This window comes from Pseudomonas sp. A6 (assembly GCF_052367875.1).
Classification (GTDB): Bacteria; Pseudomonadota; Gammaproteobacteria; order Pseudomonadales; family Pseudomonadaceae; genus Pseudomonas; species Pseudomonas citronellolis.
The window spans coordinates 2,537,495-2,554,668 of sequence record NZ_CP198970.1 but is presented as its reverse complement, the minus strand read 5'-3'; the positions used below and the strand labels follow the sequence as shown (position 1 = coordinate 2,554,668).

14 protein-coding genes and 1 riboswitch are annotated in these 17,174 nt (G+C 68.8%); of the genes, 11 read left to right on the top strand and 3 right to left on the bottom strand.

What is annotated here, in order from left to right; all coding sequences use genetic code 11:
- Positions 1–5: 5 nt before the first annotated feature.
- From ACTWJ5_RS11535 to ACTWJ5_RS11520, 4 genes are all read left to right on the top strand, one after another.
- On the top strand, positions 6–1,109 hold the full coding sequence (locus tag ACTWJ5_RS11535; protein WP_444438597.1) for an enoyl-CoA hydratase/isomerase family protein: 1,104 nt from the start codon (positions 6–8) through the stop codon (positions 1,107–1,109).
- 150 nt (positions 1,110–1,259) lie between these two features.
- On the top strand, positions 1,260–2,150 hold the full coding sequence (gene mmsB / locus ACTWJ5_RS11530; protein WP_444438595.1) for a 3-hydroxyisobutyrate dehydrogenase: 891 nt from the start codon (positions 1,260–1,262) through the stop codon (positions 2,148–2,150).
- A 108-nt stretch (positions 2,151–2,258) separates the two neighbouring features.
- On the top strand, positions 2,259–2,900 hold the full coding sequence (locus ACTWJ5_RS11525; RefSeq protein ID WP_043318189.1) for an NAD(P)-dependent oxidoreductase: 642 nt from the start codon (positions 2,259–2,261) through the stop codon (positions 2,898–2,900).
- A 554-nt stretch (positions 2,901–3,454) separates the two neighbouring features.
- Positions 3,455–4,432 carry an IS110 family transposase gene (locus ACTWJ5_RS11520; RefSeq protein ID WP_444436200.1) on the top strand — a complete coding sequence of 326 codons (978 nt, stop codon included), beginning with the start codon at positions 3,455–3,457 and terminating at the stop codon, positions 4,430–4,432.
- A 440-nt stretch (positions 4,433–4,872) separates the two neighbouring features.
- Here ACTWJ5_RS11520 and ACTWJ5_RS11515 read toward each other — a convergent pair whose 3' ends face one another.
- Positions 4,873–6,858 (bottom strand): alkyl/aryl-sulfatase, encoded by a 1,986-nt coding sequence (locus ACTWJ5_RS11515; RefSeq protein ID WP_444438592.1) that lies wholly within the window; start codon positions 6,856–6,858, stop codon positions 4,873–4,875.
- Between the two features lie 100 nt (positions 6,859–6,958).
- Here ACTWJ5_RS11515 and ACTWJ5_RS11510 point away from each other — a divergent pair, with 100 nt between their 5' ends.
- Positions 6,959–7,888, top strand: a complete 930-nt coding sequence (locus ACTWJ5_RS11510; RefSeq protein ID WP_444438590.1) for a LysR family transcriptional regulator — start codon at positions 6,959–6,961, stop codon at positions 7,886–7,888.
- A 30-nt stretch (positions 7,889–7,918) separates the two neighbouring features.
- Here the strand turns inward: ACTWJ5_RS11510 and ACTWJ5_RS11505 are convergent, their stop codons facing one another.
- Both ACTWJ5_RS11505 and ACTWJ5_RS11500 read right to left on the bottom strand, forming a co-directional pair.
- Entirely contained in the window at positions 7,919–8,080 is a 162-nt protein-coding gene (locus ACTWJ5_RS11505) for a hypothetical protein (RefSeq protein ID WP_009618749.1), read from the bottom strand.
- A 100-nt stretch (positions 8,081–8,180) separates the two neighbouring features.
- Positions 8,181–8,435, bottom strand: coding sequence for a DUF1145 domain-containing protein (locus ACTWJ5_RS11500; RefSeq protein WP_043318182.1), 255 nt, complete (start codon positions 8,433–8,435; stop codon positions 8,181–8,183).
- Positions 8,436–8,685: 250 nt separating this feature from the next.
- Positions 8,686–8,784, top strand: a riboswitch (guanidine-I (ykkC/yxkD leader).
- Positions 8,785–8,840: 56 nt separating this feature from the next.
- Between ACTWJ5_RS11500 and ACTWJ5_RS11495 the strand changes: the two genes are divergently transcribed.
- The 6 genes from ACTWJ5_RS11495 to uca all read left to right on the top strand — a co-directional run bounded on the left by ACTWJ5_RS11495 (position 8,841) and on the right by uca (position 17,009).
- Positions 8,841–9,905, top strand: a complete 1,065-nt coding sequence (locus ACTWJ5_RS11495; RefSeq protein ID WP_444438588.1) for a putative urea ABC transporter substrate-binding protein — start codon at positions 8,841–8,843, stop codon at positions 9,903–9,905.
- A gap of 187 nt (positions 9,906–10,092) precedes the next feature.
- Positions 10,093–10,908: an ABC transporter permease gene (locus ACTWJ5_RS11490; RefSeq protein WP_444438586.1), complete on the top strand. Its 816-nt coding sequence runs from the start codon at positions 10,093–10,095 to the stop codon at positions 10,906–10,908.
- Positions 10,905–11,711: an ABC transporter ATP-binding protein gene (locus ACTWJ5_RS11485; RefSeq protein ID WP_074985770.1), complete on the top strand. Its 807-nt coding sequence runs from the start codon at positions 10,905–10,907 to the stop codon at positions 11,709–11,711. Before ACTWJ5_RS11490 ends, ACTWJ5_RS11485 begins: the two co-directional genes overlap by 4 nt.
- A 9-nt stretch (positions 11,712–11,720) precedes the next feature.
- Complete coding sequence (locus tag ACTWJ5_RS11480) at positions 11,721–12,449, top strand: urea amidolyase associated protein UAAP1 (protein WP_444438583.1); 729 nt, start codon at positions 11,721–11,723, stop codon at positions 12,447–12,449.
- Between the two features lie 24 nt (positions 12,450–12,473).
- Positions 12,474–13,109, top strand: coding sequence for an urea amidolyase associated protein UAAP2 (locus ACTWJ5_RS11475; protein ID WP_253390154.1), 636 nt, complete (start codon positions 12,474–12,476; stop codon positions 13,107–13,109).
- Between the two features lie 258 nt (positions 13,110–13,367).
- On the top strand, positions 13,368–17,009 hold the full coding sequence (uca, locus tag ACTWJ5_RS11470) for an urea carboxylase (protein WP_444438581.1): 3,642 nt from the start codon (positions 13,368–13,370) through the stop codon (positions 17,007–17,009).
- Positions 17,010–17,174: the final 165 nt, after the last annotated feature.

The window sequence follows — 17,174 nt, the reverse complement described above, 5'->3', positions numbered from 1 at the left end:
ACCCGATGAATGTACTTTTCGAGGAACGCCACGGCCTGCACGGCTTCCGCATCGGCATAGCGACCCTGGATGCGGAAAAGAGCCTCAACGCCCTCAGCCTGCCGATGATCGAGGCGCTGCTGCAGCGCCTGCAGATCTGGCGCGACGACCCGCACATCGCCTGCGTGCTGCTGCGCGGCGCCGGCACCAAGGCCTTCTGCGCCGGCGGCGACGTGCGCAAGCTGGTCGACGCCTGCCGTGAACACCCCGGCGAGGTGCCGGAACTGGCGCGACGCTTCTTCGCCGACGAATACCGCCTCGACCACCTCATCCACAGCTACGGCAAGCCACTGATCTGCTGGGCCCACGGCTACGTCATGGGCGGCGGCATGGGCCTGATGCAGGGCGCCGGGGTGCGCATCGTCACCCCGTCCAGCCGCCTGGCCATGCCGGAGGTGAGCATCGGCCTGTACCCGGACGTCGGCGCCAGCTGGTTCCTCGCCCGCCTGCCGGGGCGCCTGGGCCTGTTCCTGGGCCTGGGCGCCACCCAAATGAACGCCCGCGACGCGCTGGACCTGGACCTGGCCGACCGCTTCCTGCTGGACAACCAGCAGGAAGACCTGATCACCGGGCTGATCCAGCTGAACTGGCGCGAACAGCCCGAGGTGCAGCTGCACAGCCTGCTCCGCGCCCTGGAGCACGAAGCCCGCGGCGAACTGCCCGAGGCCCAGCTGCTGCCACGCCGCGAGCGCCTGGACCAGCTGCTCGACGTGGCCGACGCCAACGACGCCTGGCAGGCCCTGGCCGCCCTGCAGAACGACGCCGACGCGTTGCTGGCCAAGGCCGCGCGGACCCTGGCCAGCGGCTGCCCGCTGACCGCCCGGCTGGTCTGGGAGCAGATCCGCCGCGCGCGCCATTCGTCGCTCGCCGAGGTGTTCCGCATGGAATACGCCATGAGCCTGAACTGCTGCCGCCATCCGGAATTCCCGGAGGGCGTGCGCGCCCGGCTGATCGACAAGGACAACACGCCGCACTGGCACTGGCCACGGATCGCTGCCATACCTGAGGCAGTGGTGGACGCGCATTTCGAGGCGACCTGGGAGGGCGCGCACCCGCTGGCGGACCTGTAGCCGCCCTCCCCGGTCGGTCGCCGCTGGATCCCCGCGTTCGCGGGGATGACGGGCATGGGCACCGCGCCCGCCCCGTCACTCCCGCGAACGCGGGAGCCCAGCGACGGCCCGGCCCTTGCGTTCACCCCTGGCAACCAGAGGAGAACGCGGATGAAACAGATAGCCTTCATCGGCCTCGGCCACATGGGCGCGCCCATGGCCGCCAACCTGCTCAAGGCCGGTTACCTGCTGCGGGTCTTCGACCTGGTGCAGAGCGCCGTCGACGGCCTGGTGCCGCTGGGCGCCAGCGCCGCGCGCAGCGCCCACGACGCGGTGGACGGCGTCGACGTGGTGATCACCATGCTGCCGGCCAGCCAGCACGTCGAGGGGCTCTACCTCGGCGAGCAGGGCCTGCTGCAGCACATCGCCCCCGGCACCCTGGTGCTGGAATGCTCCACCATCGCCCCGGCCTCGGCGCGCAAGGTCCACCATGCGGCGGAGGAACGCCGGATTCCCATGCTCGACGCGCCGGTCTCCGGCGGCGTCGGCGGCGCCGTCGCCGGCACCCTCACCTTCATGGTCGGCGGCGACGCCCAGGTGCTGGAGAAGGCCAAGCCGATCTTCTCCGCCATGGGCCGCAACATCTTCCACGCCGGCAGCGACGGCGCCGGGCAGGTGGCCAAGGTGTGCAACAACCAGTTGCTGGCCATCCTCATGATCGGCACCGCCGAATCCCTGGCCCTGGGCGTGGCCAACGGCCTGGACCCGCTGGTGCTGTCCGAGATCATGCGGCGCAGCTCCGGCGGCAACTGGGCGCTGGAGGTCTACAACCCCTGGCCCGGGGTGATGGAGAACGCCCCGGCCTCGCGCGGCTACGAGGGCGGTTTCCTCAGCGCGCTGATGGCCAAGGACCTTGGCCTGGCCCAGGAGGCCGCGCAGCTCACCGGCAACGCCACGCCGCTGGGCAGCCTGGCCACCAGCCTCTACCGCCTGCTGCTCAAGCAGGGCTTCGGCGACAAGGACTTCTCGGTGGTGCAGAAGCTGTTCGACCAGGGATTGTGAAGCGCAGCTTACGAGTGCATGGCGGCCCGGCCGGTTTTTCCCGCGCAGGGCGTGGCCGATCATGGGCGCCATTCCGCCGTGCTACGGCCTTTGCCCTGGAGCTTTACGATGAAAATCGCCCTGATCGGTGCCACCGGCCATGTCGGCCATTATTTCCTGGAAGAAGCCCTGCGCCGCGGCCTGCTGGTGACGGCGCTGGTCCGTGACCCGGCCAAGCTGGCCGACCGCGCCGGCCTCACCGTCGTGCGCGCCGACGTCTACGACGCCGCGCAGGTGGCCAAGGCGGTGGCCGGCCATGACGTGGTCATCAGCGCCTTCAACGCCGGCTGGGGCAACCCGGACATCCGCGCCGCCCACGCCCGCGGCAGCCAGGCCATCCTCGACGGCGCCAAGGCCGCCGGGGTGAAGCGCCTGCTGGTGCTCGGCGGCGCCGGCAGCCTGGAAATCGCCCCCGGCCAGCGCCTGGTGGACAGCCCGGAATTCCCGGAAGCCTGGAAACAGGGCGCCCTGGGCGCCGCCGACGCCCTCGACCAACTGCGCGGCGAAAAGGCCCTGGACTGGGCCTTCCTCAGCCCGGCCATGCTCCTGGAAGGCGAACAGCGCACCGGCAGCTTCCGCATCGGCGGCGACCAGGTGCTGTTCGACGCCAAAGGCGAAAGCCGCATCTCCCTCCCCGACCTGGCCGTGGCCATGCTCGACGAAGCGGAACGCCCCGCCCACCACCGCCAGCGCTTCACCGTGGCCTATTGACCGGAACACCGTAGGAGCGGGCCCTGCCCGCGATTCGCGCGCAGGGCGCGCTCCTACGAGGGAACATCGCGGGTGGGGCAGCGTAGGAGCGGATCCCATCCGCGAACCGCGCCGGTGGTTCCGGCCATCGCGGACAAGGTCCGCTCCTACGGGGAAATGCCGTGCCTCACGACGGACTGTAGGAGCGGGCCCTGCCCGCGATTCGCGCGCAGGGCGCGCTCCTACAGGGGAACACCGCGGTGTGGGGCGGCGTAGGAGCGGATCCTATCCGCGAATCGCGCCGGTGGTTCCGGCCATCGCGGACAAGGTCCGCTCCTTGTATGTCGACGACCCGCCATAACGGCGGGTAGTCTCCGGCTGATCACCGGAAGGAAGACCAGGAAGACGTGTCCGCTCCTAGGCTACGAGCCTGCACTGTAGATAGTCTCCTGCCTTCCCAATCCACTCGTGAGTCCGAACGGTATCTGGAGCCCCACCCCGGTGGTAGCTCGTATAGGCAAGGTTGGATGGAGTGGAGTGCTGATGATGTAAAGCTGTAAGAGGTAGCAGGAGTTATGGCCATCGTAGTTGGCGTGGATATCGCCAAGAAAACTTTCGACATTGCGGTTCTGCAGAGCAATGGCAAATACCGCACCAAAGGCAATCTGAGCAACGATCAGTCGGGCTTCAGCGTCTTTGACCAGTGGCTGCAAAAACATGCCGAGCCAGGGGCGTGGGTGGTGATGGAAGCCACCAACATCTATCACGAAGCTCTGGGCGATTATCTGTTGGCCCGGGGATATCGTGTCTGCGTGATGAATCCGGCACGTATCGCCAGCTATGCGCAAAGCCAGTTGCAACGGGTCAAGACCGACAAGGTCGACGCCAAGTTGATCGCCCTCTACGGCGCTCGGCATGCCGAGGATCTCCAGCTCTGGCAGCCGGACCCGGTGAGCGTGCGGCAACTCCGTGCGCTGGTACGGCGCTACGAAGAGCTCAAGGAGCTGTTCCAGATGGAAATCAACCGCCTGGAAACCGCCAAGAGCGACGTGGTGAAAGAGTCGATCCTGTCGGTCTCGGCCCATCTGGAACAGCAGATTGAACAGACGCTGGAAGCGATTCGCCAACATATCGACAACGATCCTGACTTGCGGGGCAAGCGCGATCTGCTGACGAGTATCGAGGGTATCAGCGACAAAACTGCAGCCCTGTTGCTGGCCGAACTTGGATCAATCAGCCGCTTCGAGAGTGCCCGGGCGGTCGTGGCTTTTGCAGGACTCAATCCGAGGCTCAGGGAATCCGGCCAACACAAGGGCCAGGTGAGGATCTCAAAGATCGGCTCACGCCTCTTGCGGGCAGGCCTGTTCATGCCAGCCATCTGTGCCATGAGCCATAACCAGGCGATACGGGCACTGCGTTTACGGCTCGAGGAGAAAGGCAAAGCGGGTAAACAGATCATCTGTGCTGCCATGCGCAAGCTGCTGCAGATCGCCTATGGCGTCCTCAAGTCGGGCCAGCCATACAATGTGGAACTGGCCCTTGCTCGAGGCTAGGTGACACGGTATCTACGGGGAAATGCCGTGCCTCACGACAAACTGTAGGAGCGGGCCCTGCCCGCGATTCGCGCGCAGGGCGCGCTCCTACAGGGGAACACCGCGGGTGGGGCGGCGTAGGAGCGGATCTTATCCGCGAACCGCACCGGTGGTTCCGGCCATCGCGGACAAGGTCCGCTCCTACGGGGAAATGCCGTGCCTCACGACGGACTGTAGGAGCGGGCCCTGCCCGCGATTCGCGCGCAGGGCGCGCTCCTACAGGGGAACACCGCGGGTGGGGCGGCGTAGGGCGTATAACCGTTCGCGGTTATACGCCGCCGGCCGGAACACCGGTGCCCCATGCCGATCCGCCCTTCGTAGGAGCGAGCTTGCTCGCGAACCGCATGGCACCGCGCCCGTTCGCGAGCAAGCTCGCTCCTACAAAAAGCAAAGCCACGCGATCACCCCTCCCGCTTCTCCGGCGTGGCGATATCGAACCAGAACTCGAAGTCATCCAGCATCCCGAACAGCTTGGCCAGCAACAGCGGGTTGCCCGAGCTCTTCAGCTTGCCCTGGGCGATCAGCACCACCGGGTTGACCTCCTTGAGCAGCAGGCGGTTGAGGTCGGCGCGGTCGATGGTCACCGTCTGCCCGGCATCTTCGCTGTGCACTCCGCGGATGTTGTTCAGGTGCGAGTTCTTCAGCTCCAGCAGGTATTCCTGGCCGATGTCCGGCAACACCAGGTTGATGGCGAAGTCCTCGCCCTCGGCCTTGCCGGCGTTCAGGCGCACGCCCAGGTAGTCGAACAGCAGTCCGGTGTCCATCGCGGCCAGGGCGTCGGCGCTGGAGGTCTTCAGCGGCGGCAGGTCGCGCGGCACGCCGTGGCGCAGCTCGTCCGCCGCGGCCAGGTAGCTGTTGCGCCAGCCGGCGTTCTCCGCCTGGTAGCCCAGCTGCTCCAGGGCGTCGGCCTGCAGGCGGCGGGCGGCCTGGTTATCCGGCTCGGCGAAGACCAGCTTGTTGACCACCTCCACCACCCAGCGGTACTCGCCCTGGTCGAAGGACTTCTGCGCCATCTGCAGCACGTGCTCGGCGCCGCCCATGAATTCCACGTACTTCTTCGCCGAATCCTCCGGCGCCAGCGGGTTGAGGGTGGCCGGGTTGCCGTCGTAGTAGCCCAGGTACTTGTTCACCACCGCGCGCACGTTGTGGCTGACCGAGCCGTGGTAGCCGCGGTTATACCACTCGTTGGCCAGCTCCGGCGGCAGCTGGAAGCGCTCGTGGATCTGGTTGATGGTCACGCCCTGGTTGGCCAGGTGCAGACTCTGGTCGTTGAGGTAGCCGTAGAGGTCGCGCTGCTTCTCCAGGGTGCGGACGATGTCCTCATGCCCCCAGCGCGGCCAGTTGTGCACGGCGAACATCACCTCGGCCTGGTTGCCGTAGCGGTGCAGCGCCTCGTTGATGTACTTGCTCCAGCCCAGCGCATCGCGGGTCTCGGCGCCGCGCAGGGTGTAGAGGTTGTGCAGGGTGCCGGTGACGTTCTCGGCCATCAGCAGGGCCTTCTGCTTCGGCAGCCAGACGTTCATCTCCGAGGGCGACTCGGTGCCGGGGGTGTTCTGGAAGGCGAAGTCGACGCCGTCGATGCGCAGCTGCTCGTCGTCCTTCTCGATCAGCCGGGTCGGCGCGATCAGGCTCATCGGCCCGTGGGCGACGGCCTTGCCGATGGCCATGTCCACCAGCCCGCGCGGGCCCTGGGGCAGCTCGGTGCCGTACTGGTAGGTGGCGCGGCGCAGCATGGCGTTGCCGGCCAGCACGTTCTCCTTGATCGCCGACTCCATGAAGCCCTTGGGCGCGATGATCTGCACCTCGCCCTTGTCCACCTGTTCCTGGCTCACCAGGCCCTTCACCCCGCCGAAGTGGTCGACGTGGGCGTGGCTGTAGATGATCGCCTTGATCGGCTTCTGCCCCAACTCCTGGCTGACCAGGGCATAGGCAGCCTTGGAAGTGGCCGGGGTGGTCAGGGTGTCGATGATGATCCAGCCGCTGTCGCCCTGGACGAAGGTGATGTTGGCCAGGTCGAAGCCGCGCACCTGGTAGATGCCGTCGGCGACCTTGTACAGCCCGTACTTGAGGTTGAGCAGGGCCTGGCGCTGCAGGCTGGGGTTGATGCTGTCGATGTCCTGGCCGGCATCGAGGAAGCCGAAGCCGCCCAGTTGCCAGGCCACGCTGCCGTCCTCGTTGCGGATCACCAGCTGTTCCGGGCGCTTGATCAGGCCCTGCTCGACCCGCGCGAAGTCGGCGCGGTCGTTGAACGGCAGCGCCTCGCGGACCTTCTGCTGCAGGGCCACGGTGAAGGCGCTGGGCGGCTTGGGCGCATCGGCGGGGTCGTCGGCGGCGAGCAGCACGGGCGACAGGCCGGCCAGCAGGACGGCGGCGGAAAGGCGCAGCATGGAAAACTCCGGTTCTTGTTATGGGAATGCCTGGCACTATGCCGGCAGGCATGGCAATAATTCCAATGCATTCCTTTACCGATCCTGATGCAAACCAAGCATGAGCGACCTGCGCCAGCTCCGCCATTTCGTCGCCCTCGCCGAACACGGCCACTTCGCCCGCGCCGCCGAAGCGGTGAACCTCAGCCAGCCGGCGCTCTCGCGCAGCATCCAGGCCCTGGAAAACCAGCTCGACTGCCGTCTGCTGGACCGCAACCCGCGCGGCATCAGCCTGACCGCCCACGGCCGGCTGGTGCTGGAACACGCCCGCCGCCTGCTGGCCGGCAGTCGCGCGCTGGACAACGCGGTGAGCCAGCTGGGCAACCTGGAGGCCGGCGAACTGCGCCTGGGCGCCGGCCCCTTCCCCGCCGCGCGCCTGCTGCCGCAGACCCTCGCGGCCTTCAGCCGGGCCCACCCGCGGGTCAGCGTGGCGCTGGCCATCGAGAACTGGCAGCTGCTGCACCGGCGCCTGCTGGACGATGAGCTGGAACTGTTCGTCGCCGACTGCCGCGAGTTGCAGGACGACCCGCGCCTGGACATCCACCCGTTGCAGGTCCACGACAGCCTGCTGTTCTGCCGTCCCGGCCACCCGCTGCTGGCGCGCGGGCGCCTGGCCATCGACGACCTGCGCGACTACCCGCTGGCCGGCCCGCGCCTGCCGCGCGACGCCCACCAGCGCCTGGCCCGCAGCCTCGGCCGCGAGCAGCCGCTGGACGTGCAATGCGACGACGTGCTGATGCTCAAGGAACTGGTGCGCGGCAGCGATGTGCTGTGCCTGGCGGTGGCCGACGTGGTGGCCGCCGACGTCGCCGCCGGGCGCCTGGCCACCCTGCCCTGGCCGCGCCAGGCCGGCGACGCCGCGCTGCGCGGCTCGGCCTACGGCCTGGTGCGCCACGCCAGCCGCAGCCTGTCGCCGGCGGCGCAGGCATTCGTCGAGCTGTTGCTGCAGGTCGACGGCCAGGGCGTCGAGGGCCCGACGCAGAACGACTGACGGCACCCGAAGGTGCCGTCAGCAGGGGCATCAGCGATGCCAGTAGTAGCCGGGGGCCGGGGCGTAGCGCACCGGCGGCGGCGGAGGCGCGTAGTAGCGATGGCCACCGCGCCAGCCGCCATGGTCATGTTCGTAGACCACGCAGCCGGACAGCGGCAGGAACAACAGCAGGGCAACGAGAAGGCGACGCATGGCTAACTCCTGATCGGCATCCGCTTCGAATCAGCGGCTTATACGATCAGACCCGGCGCCCCGGCGGCGGTGCCCGGATACAGGGTAAAGCTTATGTAAATCACGGATTTACCCGCAGCGCGGGCAGGTGCAGCACGCCGAAGAACAGCACCTGCAGGCGCTCCAGCCAGGGTTGCCGGCGCGCCTTCAGGCGCCGGCCCAGCAGCAGCACCTCGCCGGCGTGCACCGCCAGCAGCACGACCGAAAGCGACAGCAACGGGCGGTACAGCTCGCCGAACGGGTACAGCAGGTTGACCGCGGCGGCCAGCCAGAACATGGCCAGCGCGCCCTTGGCGAAGGACAGCAGGTGCGACATGGGCGACTCCGATGGGGTGGATGGTCCGCGCAGTCTGCCGCGGGCCGCGCGCCGGCCGACACCGACTTTCGACTGGCGCACCAGGATGTGGCGGCGTGCCTCATCAGGGCGCATGGCGGCCCGGCGCAACACCCCGCCCAGCGGAGCCAAGCCTTCTGCCACGGGCCCTGGGCGAAGTTGGCACGCCCCTCGCTTTGTCAGCGGCGTGCAGGAATCGCCCGCCAACGCGGGCCGGCGGCACCACAATTCGAAAATGGATGGCTAGGGTTCCGGCTCGCATGGCGAGTGACTGGTCCGAGAGCCATCGACCTCCAGCGAGGTTACACGGCGGGACAAAAGCCCGGGAGAAGAGCGCGACCTAGCCGCCCGACTCCTGCCCGCCCGACAACCAACCGGAGGTTCCCCATGCGCAAGCCCCGTCTGCCCGCCCTGCTCGCCGCAGCCCTGACAGCCCTAAGCCTCGGCGCCTCCGCCGCGCCCAAGGACAGCTTCAACCTCTGCTGGACCATCTACGCCGGCTGGATGCCCTGGGAATACGCCGCCAGCCACGGCATCGTCGACAAGTGGGCGAAGAAGTACGGCATCCAGATCAAGGTCACCCAGCTCAACGACTACATCGAGTCGATCAACCAGTACACCGCCGGCCAGTTCGACGGCTGCACCATGACCAACATGGACGCCCTGACCATCCCCGCCGCCGGCGGCGTGGACTCCACCGCGCTGATCGTCAGCGACTTCTCCAACGGCAACGACGGCATCGTGCTCAAGGGCGCGGGCAAGACCGTCGCCGACCTCAAGGGCATGGACATCAACCTGGTGGAACTGTCGGTCTCCCACTACCTGCTGGCCCGCGCCCTGGAGCACGCCGGGCTGAGCGAGAAGGACGTGAAGACCGTGAACACCTCCGACGCCGACATCGCCGCGGCCTTCAACACCGACGAGGTGCAGGCGGTGACCACCTGGAACCCGATGCTCGCCGAGGCACGCGCCAAGCCCGGCACAACCGAGGTGTTCGACTCCAGCAAGGTGCCCGGCGAGATCATGGACATGATGGTGGTCAACAGCCGGACGCTGAAGGACAACCCGGCCCTGGGCAAGGCCCTGGCCGGCGCCTGGTTCGAGACGGTGGCGCTGATGAAGGCCGACGACGCGCAAGCCAAGGCCGCCCTGGAACACATGGCCAAGGCCTCGGGCACCGACCTCGCCGGCTACCAGGCGCAGCTGGCCACCACCCGGCTGTTCGCCACCCCGGCCGAGGCCCTGGCCTTCGCCACCAGCCCGGCGCTGGCGGAAACCATGCAGCGCGTCGCGAAGTTCTCCTTCGCCCACGGCCTGCTCGGCGAAGGCGCCAGGTCGGCCGACGCGGTGGGCATGAGCTTCGCCGGCGGCGCCAGCTACGGCGACGCCGGCAACCTCAAGCTGCGCTTCGACCCGACCTACGTGCAGCTGGCCGCCGACGGCAAGCTCTGACCTCAACGCCGGCACTAAGGCTTTTCGTAGGAGCGAGCTTGTGCCCCACAGGGATGTGGGAAATGCCGAAATCCGTAGGGAACGGATTCGGCCTCGCGAACCCCCTTGATGCCTCCGGTGCGGGGGATCGTTCGCGAGCAAGCTCGCTCCTACAGGAAGCAGCCCCCCGACAGACAGGTAGGGAACCATGCGCCTGATCAACCTCCACCCCCAGCGCGGCGGCCGCCTGTTCCTGGTGCTGCTGCCCTTCGCCCTGCTGCTGTTCGCCTACCTCTCCGGCTCGGCGGCGCGGCTGGCGGAGAACCCCAACGACAAGCTGCTGCCCGGCGTCGCGCAGATGGCCGACGCCGTCCAGCGCCTGGCCTTGCACGAAGACAAGCGCACCGGCGAAGTGCTGTTCTGGGGCGACACCGGCGCCAGCCTGCAGCGCCTCGGCCTGGGCCTGGGCATCGCCGCCCTGCTCGGCCTGGTGCTGGGCATCGCCGCCGGCAGCGTGCCGCTGTTCGGCGCGCCGCTGTCGCCGCTGCTCACGGTGCTGTCGATGATCCCGCCACTGGCGATATTGCCGGTGCTGTTCATCGTCTTCGGCCTGGGCGAGCTGTCCAAGGTGGTGCTGATCGTCATCGGCGTCGCCCCCTGCATCGCCCGCGACATCGAGCAGCGCGCCCGGGAAATCCCCAACGAGCTGCTGATCAAGGCGCAGACCCTCGGCGCCAGCACCTGGACGCTGATCCTGCGCGTGGTGCTGCCGCAGCTGCTGCCGCGCCTGCTGGTCTCGCTGCGGCTGATGCTCGGCTCGGCCTGGCTGTTCCTCATCGCCGCCGAGGCCATCGCCGCCACCGACGGCCTGGGCTACCGCATCTTCCTCGTGCGCCGCTACCTGGCCATGGACGTGATCCTGCCCTACGTGGCCTGGATCACCCTGCTCGCCTGGCTGATGGACTGGGCCCTGCGCGTGCTCACCCGGCGCGCCTTCCCCTGGTACGAAGGAGGCAAGGCATGAGCTTCATCGACGTGAACAACGTCTGGCAGGAATACGCCGGCAACGTGATCCTCGAACGCCTGAACCTGCGCGTCGCCGAAGGCGAGTTCTGCACCCTGGTCGGCGCCTCCGGCTGCGGCAAGTCCACCTTCCTGCGCCTGCTGCTGGGCCAGGAGCGCCCCAGCCGCGGCGAGCTGCTGCTGGACGGCAAGCGCCTGGCCGCCGAACCCGACCCGAGCCGCGGCGTGGTGTTCCAGCGCTACTCGGTGTTCCCGCACCTGAGCGTGCTCGACAACGTCGTCCTGGGCCTGGAGCTGCCGCGCTCGAAGCTGCTCGGCCGGCTGTTCGGCGCGGCCCGCCGCGAGGCCCGCGAACAAGCCGCCGAACTGCTGCGCAAGGTCGGCCTCGGCCATGCCCTGGACAAGTACCCCAGCGCGCTCTCCGGCGGCATGCAGCAGCGCCTGGCCATCGCCCAGGCGCTGGAGATGAAGCCGCGCGTGCTGCTGCTCGACGAACCCTTCGGCGCCCTCGACCCGGGCATCCGCAAGGACATGCACGAACTGCTGCTGCAGCTCTGGCGGGAAACCCAACTGACCGTGTTCATGGTCACCCACGACCTGTCCGAGGGCTTCAGCCTGGGCACCCGCCTGCTGGTCTTCGACAAGGTCCGCCACGACCCGCAGGCGCCCAACGCCTACGGCGCCCGCATCACCTACGACATCCCGCTCAACGCCGACCGCCGCGCGGCCCGCGCCGCCCTCCCCGCGCCCCTGGCGGCGCGCCTGGAGCAGCCGGCCGCGCCGGTGATCACCCCGGCCTACTGAGGAAACCCCATGACCGCATCCCTCGCCCTGCGCCCCACCCTCTACGAGGAAACCGTCCCCGGCGGCGGCCACACCTCCTTCGTCCTCAAGCGCGGCCATCTGCTGCGCCTGACCGACCTCGAAGGCGGCGGCAACGTCAGCCTGCTGCTGTTCAACGCCCAGGAGAAAAGCGAGCGGCTGAACCTGCCGGACAGCCTCAAGGCCCAGCACACCGCCAAGCTCAGCGCCGGCCACTGCCTGTACTCGGACATGGGCCGGGTGCTGGCGGCCATCACTGCCGACACCTGCGGCTGGCACGACAGCTTCGGCGGCGTGCTCAACGCCGCCGAGGTGCTGGAGAGGTACGGCCAGGGCCGCTACCAGGAACTGCGCAACGGCTTCCACCGCAACGGCGCGGACAACCTGCTGGTGGAAATGGGCAAGTGGGACATGCGCCTGCAGGACCTACTGATGTGCCTGAACCTGTTCAGCCGCGTGGACGTCGACGCCGACGGCTGCTTCCGCTTCGCCGAGGGCAATTCGAAGGCCGGCGACTACGTCGAGCTGTACGCGCCCATGGACACCCTGGTGGTGCTCACCGCCCTGCAGCACCCCATGGACCCGAACCCGCGATACGCGCCCAGGCCCATCGGGCTGAGCTGGCACAAGGTCGAATCCGACGGCATCAGCGTGCTCTGCCGCACCTCGCGCCCGGAGAACGGCCGCGGCTTCCACAACACCGAACGCCTGTTCATCTGATTGGAAGAGACAGAGGACACTTACATGCCCATCAGCCACAGCGCCAAGCACCCCGAAGCCGCCGTCTCGCGCACTCTCATCAATGCCGGCGAACCCAGCCTGAGCGAACTCAAGGCCGGCCAGACCCTGCGCATCCTCGACCTGGAAGGCAACCAGGCGGTCGACACCCTGTTCTACAACGCGCGCAACCCACGCGAGCGCTACGACGTGCAGCGCACCCTGCGCAAACAGGGCAGCGTCTACCTCAGCGCCGGCAGCGTGCTCTATTCCAACCTCGGCAACCCGATGCTGAGCATCGTCGCCGACACCTGCGGCCGCCACGACACCCTCGGCGGCGCCTGCGCCCAGGAAAGCAACACGGTGCGCTACGCCCTGGACAAGCGCTACATGCACAGCTGCCGCGACAACTTCCTGCGCGCGGCCCTGCACGACGGGCGCCTGGGCAAGGCCGACATCAGCCACAACATCAACTTCTTCATGAACGTGCCGGTCACCGCCGAGGGCGGCCTGACCTTCGAGGACGGCATCTCCGCCGCCGGCAAGTACGTCGAACTGCTCGCGCACATGGACATCATCGTACTGATCTCCAACTGCCCGCAGCTGAACAACCCCTGCAACGGCTGGAACCCGACGCCGGCGGAGTTGCTGGTATGGGACTGAAGCAGCCGCAAGCTGCAAGCGGCAGGCTGCAAGCGGTACGGCGCTGGCTGTTCCTGCTGTGCCAGAGCCGTTCGGGACAATGCCTGCACGGAGCCCCCGTAGGATGGGTTGAGCCCCGCGAAACCCATCGCGAATCCTCCGGCGATTGATGGGTATCGCTTCGCTCGACCCATCCTACGGAACCTGTTTCCACCACGGACGACCGTGGTGCGCACCGACTGACGGCGGGACGGCCCGCCACCCCATGGGGACTTCCTCATGTTCGACAAGCTCCTGATCGCCAACCGCGGCGCCATCGCCTGCCGCATCCTGCGGACGCTTCGTGAACTGCGCGTAGGCGGCGTGGCGGTCTACGCCGAGGCCGACGCCGCCAGCCTGCACGTGCAGCAGGCCGACGAAGCCTTCGAGCTGGGCGCCGGCCCCGCCGCCGGCACCTACCTCGCGGTCGACAAGATCCTCGCCGCCGCCCGCGCCAGCGGCGCCCAGGCCATCCACCCCGGCTACGGCTTCCTCTCCGAGAACGCCGCTTTCGCCGAAGCCTGCGAGGCCGCCAGCATCGCCTTCGTCGGCCCGACGCCGGAACAGCTGCGGCTGTTCGGCCTGAAGCACACCGCCCGTGCCCTGGCCCGCGAACAGGGCGTGCCCATGCTCGAAGGCACCGACCTGCTGGAAAGCCTCGACATCGCCCTCGCCGCCGCCGAACGCGTGGGCTACCCGGTGATGCTCAAGAGCACCGCCGGCGGTGGCGGCATCGGCATGCGCGTGTGCCGCTCGGCGCAGGAGCTGGGCGAAGCCTTCGAGGCGGTGAAGCGCCTGGGGCAGAACAACTTCAGCGACGCCGGGGTGTTCATCGAGAAATACATCCAGCGCGCCCGCCACCTGGAAGTGCAGGTGTTCGGCGACGGCGCCGGCGAGGTCATCGCCCTCGGCGTGCGCGACTGCTCGGTGCAGCGGCGCAACCAGAAGGTGCTGGAGGAAACCCCGGCGCCGAACCTGCCGACGGGCATGGCCGACGAGCTTTGCGCAGCGGCCATCCAGTTGGCCAAAGCGGTCAGCTACCGCAGCGCCGGCACCGTGGAATTCGTCTACGACAGCGAGGCCGAGCGCTTCTACTTCCTCGAAGTGAACACCCGCCTGCAGGTGGAGCACGGCGTCACCGAGCAGGTCTGGGGCGTCGACCTGGTGCGCTGGATGATCGAACTGGCCGCAGGCTGCCTGCCGCCGCTGGCCGAACTGGCCGCCGCGCTCAAGCCCAGCGGCCACGCCATCCAGGCGCGCCTGTACGCCGAGGACCCGGGCCGCGACTTCCAGCCCAGCCCCGGCCTGCTCACCGCCGTGCGCTTCCCGCCGGCCGACGGCCAGGCCCTGCGCATCGACACCTGGGTGGAAGCCGGCTGCGAGATACCGCCCTACTTCGACCCGATGATCGCCAAGCTGATCGCCTGGGCGCCCAGCCGCGCCGAGGCCAGCGCCGCCCTCGACCGCGCCCTGGCGGATACCTTGCTGTACGGCGTGGAAAGCAACCGCGCCTACCTGCGCCAGATCATCGCCGACGCGCCCTTCGCCAGCGGCTCGCCCTGGACGCGCTGCCTGGAGGGCCTGCGCTACCGCGCCGACACCTTCGAGGTGCTGGGCGCCGGCACCCAGACCAGCGTGCAGGACTACCCCGGCCGCCTCGGCTACTGGGCCGTGGGCGTGCCGCCGTCGGGGCCGATGGACGACCGCGCGCTGCGCCTGGGCAACCGCCTGCTGGGTAACCCGGAAGGCGCGGCGGCCCTGGAGATCACTCTCAGCGGCCCGAGCCTGCGCTTCAACACCGACGCGGTGGTGGCCGTGACCGGCGCGCCGCTGGCCGTGCAACTGGACGGCCGCGAGCAGCCCATGGACACCAGCCTGTTCGTGCCCGCCGGCGCCACCCTGAGCCTCGGCGCCATCGCCGGGGCCGGCGCGCGCAGCTACCTGTGCCTGCGCGGCGGCCTGCAACTGCCGGACTACCTGGGCAGCAAGAGCACCTTCACCCTCGGCCAGTTCGGCGGCCACGGCGGCCGCGCCCTGCGCGCCGGCGACGTGCTGCACCTGGCGCCGCTCGCCGACGCCCGCCACGGCGCCAGCCTGCCCGCCGAACTGCGTACCGAGCTGCCGGCGCTGCGGCGCATCCGGGTGATCTACGGCCCCCACGGCGCGCCGGAATACTTCACCCCGGCGTACATCCGCACCTTCTTCGCCACCGACTGGGAAGTCCACTTCAACTCCAGCCGCACCGGCGTGCGCCTGATCGGGCCGAAGCCGGAGTGGGTGCGCGACAGCGGCGGCGAGGCCGGCCTGCACCCCTCGAACATCCACGACAACCCCTACGCCATCGGCGCGGTGGACTTCACCGGCGACATGCCGGTGATCCTCGGCCCCGACGGCCCCAGCCTGGGAGGCTTCGTCTGCCCGGTGACGGTGATCGAGGCCGACCTCTGGCAGCTCGGCCAGCTCAAGGCCGGCGACAAGGTGCGCTTCGAACCGGTCGATATCGCCACCGCCCGCGAACTGGCTCTCTCCCAATCCGCGGAATATCGCGCTCTTCGTAGGAGCGAGCTTGCTCGCGAGCCCGGTGCCAAGCTGTTCGCGAGCAAGCTCGCTCCTACGAGAGCAACCGAGCCAAGCTCGCCCATCGTCCTCGACCTCGGCCAGGACGACACCCGCCTGCTCGCCCGCCTCGCCGGCGACACCCACCTGCTGCTGGAAATCGGCCAACCCGAGCTGGACCTGGTGCTACGCTTCCGCGCCCACGCCCTGATGCAGGCGCTGGAAGCCCTGGCGCTGCCCGGGGTGATCGACCTCACCCCGGGCATCCGCTCGCTGCAGGTGCACTACCAGCCCGAGACGCTGCCCCTGGCGCAACTGCTGGAGACGGTCGCCGGGCTGTGGGACGAAGTCTGCGCGGCACGCGACCTGGCGGTGCCCTCGCGGATCGTCCACCTGCCGCTGTCCTGGGACGACCCGGCCTGCCAGCTGGCCATCGAGAAATACATGACCACGGTGCGCAAGGACGCCCCCTGGTGCCCGAGCAACCTGGAGTTCATCCGCCGCATCAACGAGCTGCCGGACTTGCAGGCGGTGTACCGCACGGTGTTCGAGGCCAGCTACCTGGTCATGGGCCTGGGCGACGTCTACCTCGGCGCGCCGGTGGCCACCCCGCTGGACCCGCGCCACCGCCTGGTCACCACCAAGTACAACCCGGCGCGCACCTGGACCGCCGAGAACTCCGTGGGCATCGGCGGCGCCTACCTGTGCGTGTACGGCATGGAAGGCCCCGGCGGCTACCAGTTCGTCGGCCGCACCCTGCAGATGTGGAACCGCTACCGCGAGGTCGAGGCCTTCGCCGGCAAGCCCTGGCTGCTGCGCTTCTTCGACCAGATCCGCTTCTACCCGGTGAGCGCGGAGGAGCTGCTGCGCATCCGCCGCGACTTCCCGCTGGGCCGCTACCCGCTGCGCATCGAGGAAAGCGAGCTGCGCCTGGCCGACTACCAGGCCTTCCTGGCCCGCGAGGCGGACGGCATCGAGGCCTTCCGCAGCCACCAGCGCGCCGCCTTCGACGCCGAGCGGCAACGCTGGATCGCCTCCGGCCAGGCCCACTTCGAGAGCGAGGAAGTCGCCCCCGAGCTGGGCGAGGACGCGCCCCTGGGCGCCGGCCAGCACGCCATCGAAAGCCACGTCGCCGGCAACCTCTGGCAGGTGCAGGTGAGCGAGGGCGCCAGCGTCAAGGCCGGCGACACCCTGGTGATCCTCGAGTCGATGAAGATGGAGATCCCCCTGACCGCCCCGCGCGACGGCGTGGTCCGCGAGGTCCGCGTGCAGCCCGGCTCGCCGGTGCGGGCGGGGCAGCGGGTGGTGGTGCTGGAGGAGGCGTGAACGGGTCCGCCAAGCAAGAGCAAAGAGCCCCTCTCCCCAGCCCTCTCCCGCAAGCGGGAGAGGGGGCTGTTCGGAGCAGGGATAGAGATTCGATTCATCCTGAAACCACGGTCCAGCCCGTGATTTGAACCCGACATCGCGCCGGGCCGCTCTTCCCCCTCTCCC

Bases quoted from the DNA above. Each gene is read 5' to 3' on its own strand.
- ACTWJ5_RS11535 (WP_444438597.1), top strand. From the start codon at position 6: ATGAATGTACTTTTCGAGGAACGCCACGGCCTGCACGGCTTCCGCATC.
- mmsB (WP_444438595.1), top strand. From the start codon at position 1,260: ATGAAACAGATAGCCTTCATCGGCCTCGGCCACATGGGCGCGCCCATG.
- ACTWJ5_RS11525 (WP_043318189.1), top strand. From the start codon at position 2,259: ATGAAAATCGCCCTGATCGGTGCCACCGGCCATGTCGGCCATTATTTC.
- ACTWJ5_RS11520 (WP_444436200.1), top strand. From the start codon at position 3,455: ATGGCCATCGTAGTTGGCGTGGATATCGCCAAGAAAACTTTCGACATT.
- ACTWJ5_RS11515 (WP_444438592.1), bottom strand. From the start codon at position 6,858: ATGCTGCGCCTTTCCGCCGCCGTCCTGCTGGCCGGCCTGTCGCCCGTG.
- ACTWJ5_RS11510 (WP_444438590.1), top strand. From the start codon at position 6,959: ATGAGCGACCTGCGCCAGCTCCGCCATTTCGTCGCCCTCGCCGAACAC.
- ACTWJ5_RS11505 (WP_009618749.1), bottom strand. From the start codon at position 8,080: ATGCGTCGCCTTCTCGTTGCCCTGCTGTTGTTCCTGCCGCTGTCCGGC.
- ACTWJ5_RS11500 (WP_043318182.1), bottom strand. From the start codon at position 8,435: ATGTCGCACCTGCTGTCCTTCGCCAAGGGCGCGCTGGCCATGTTCTGG.
- ACTWJ5_RS11495 (WP_444438588.1), top strand. From the start codon at position 8,841: ATGCGCAAGCCCCGTCTGCCCGCCCTGCTCGCCGCAGCCCTGACAGCC.
- ACTWJ5_RS11490 (WP_444438586.1), top strand. From the start codon at position 10,093: ATGCGCCTGATCAACCTCCACCCCCAGCGCGGCGGCCGCCTGTTCCTG.
- ACTWJ5_RS11485 (WP_074985770.1), top strand. From the start codon at position 10,905: ATGAGCTTCATCGACGTGAACAACGTCTGGCAGGAATACGCCGGCAAC.
- ACTWJ5_RS11480 (WP_444438583.1), top strand. From the start codon at position 11,721: ATGACCGCATCCCTCGCCCTGCGCCCCACCCTCTACGAGGAAACCGTC.
- ACTWJ5_RS11475 (WP_253390154.1), top strand. From the start codon at position 12,474: ATGCCCATCAGCCACAGCGCCAAGCACCCCGAAGCCGCCGTCTCGCGC.
- uca (WP_444438581.1), top strand. From the start codon at position 13,368: ATGTTCGACAAGCTCCTGATCGCCAACCGCGGCGCCATCGCCTGCCGC.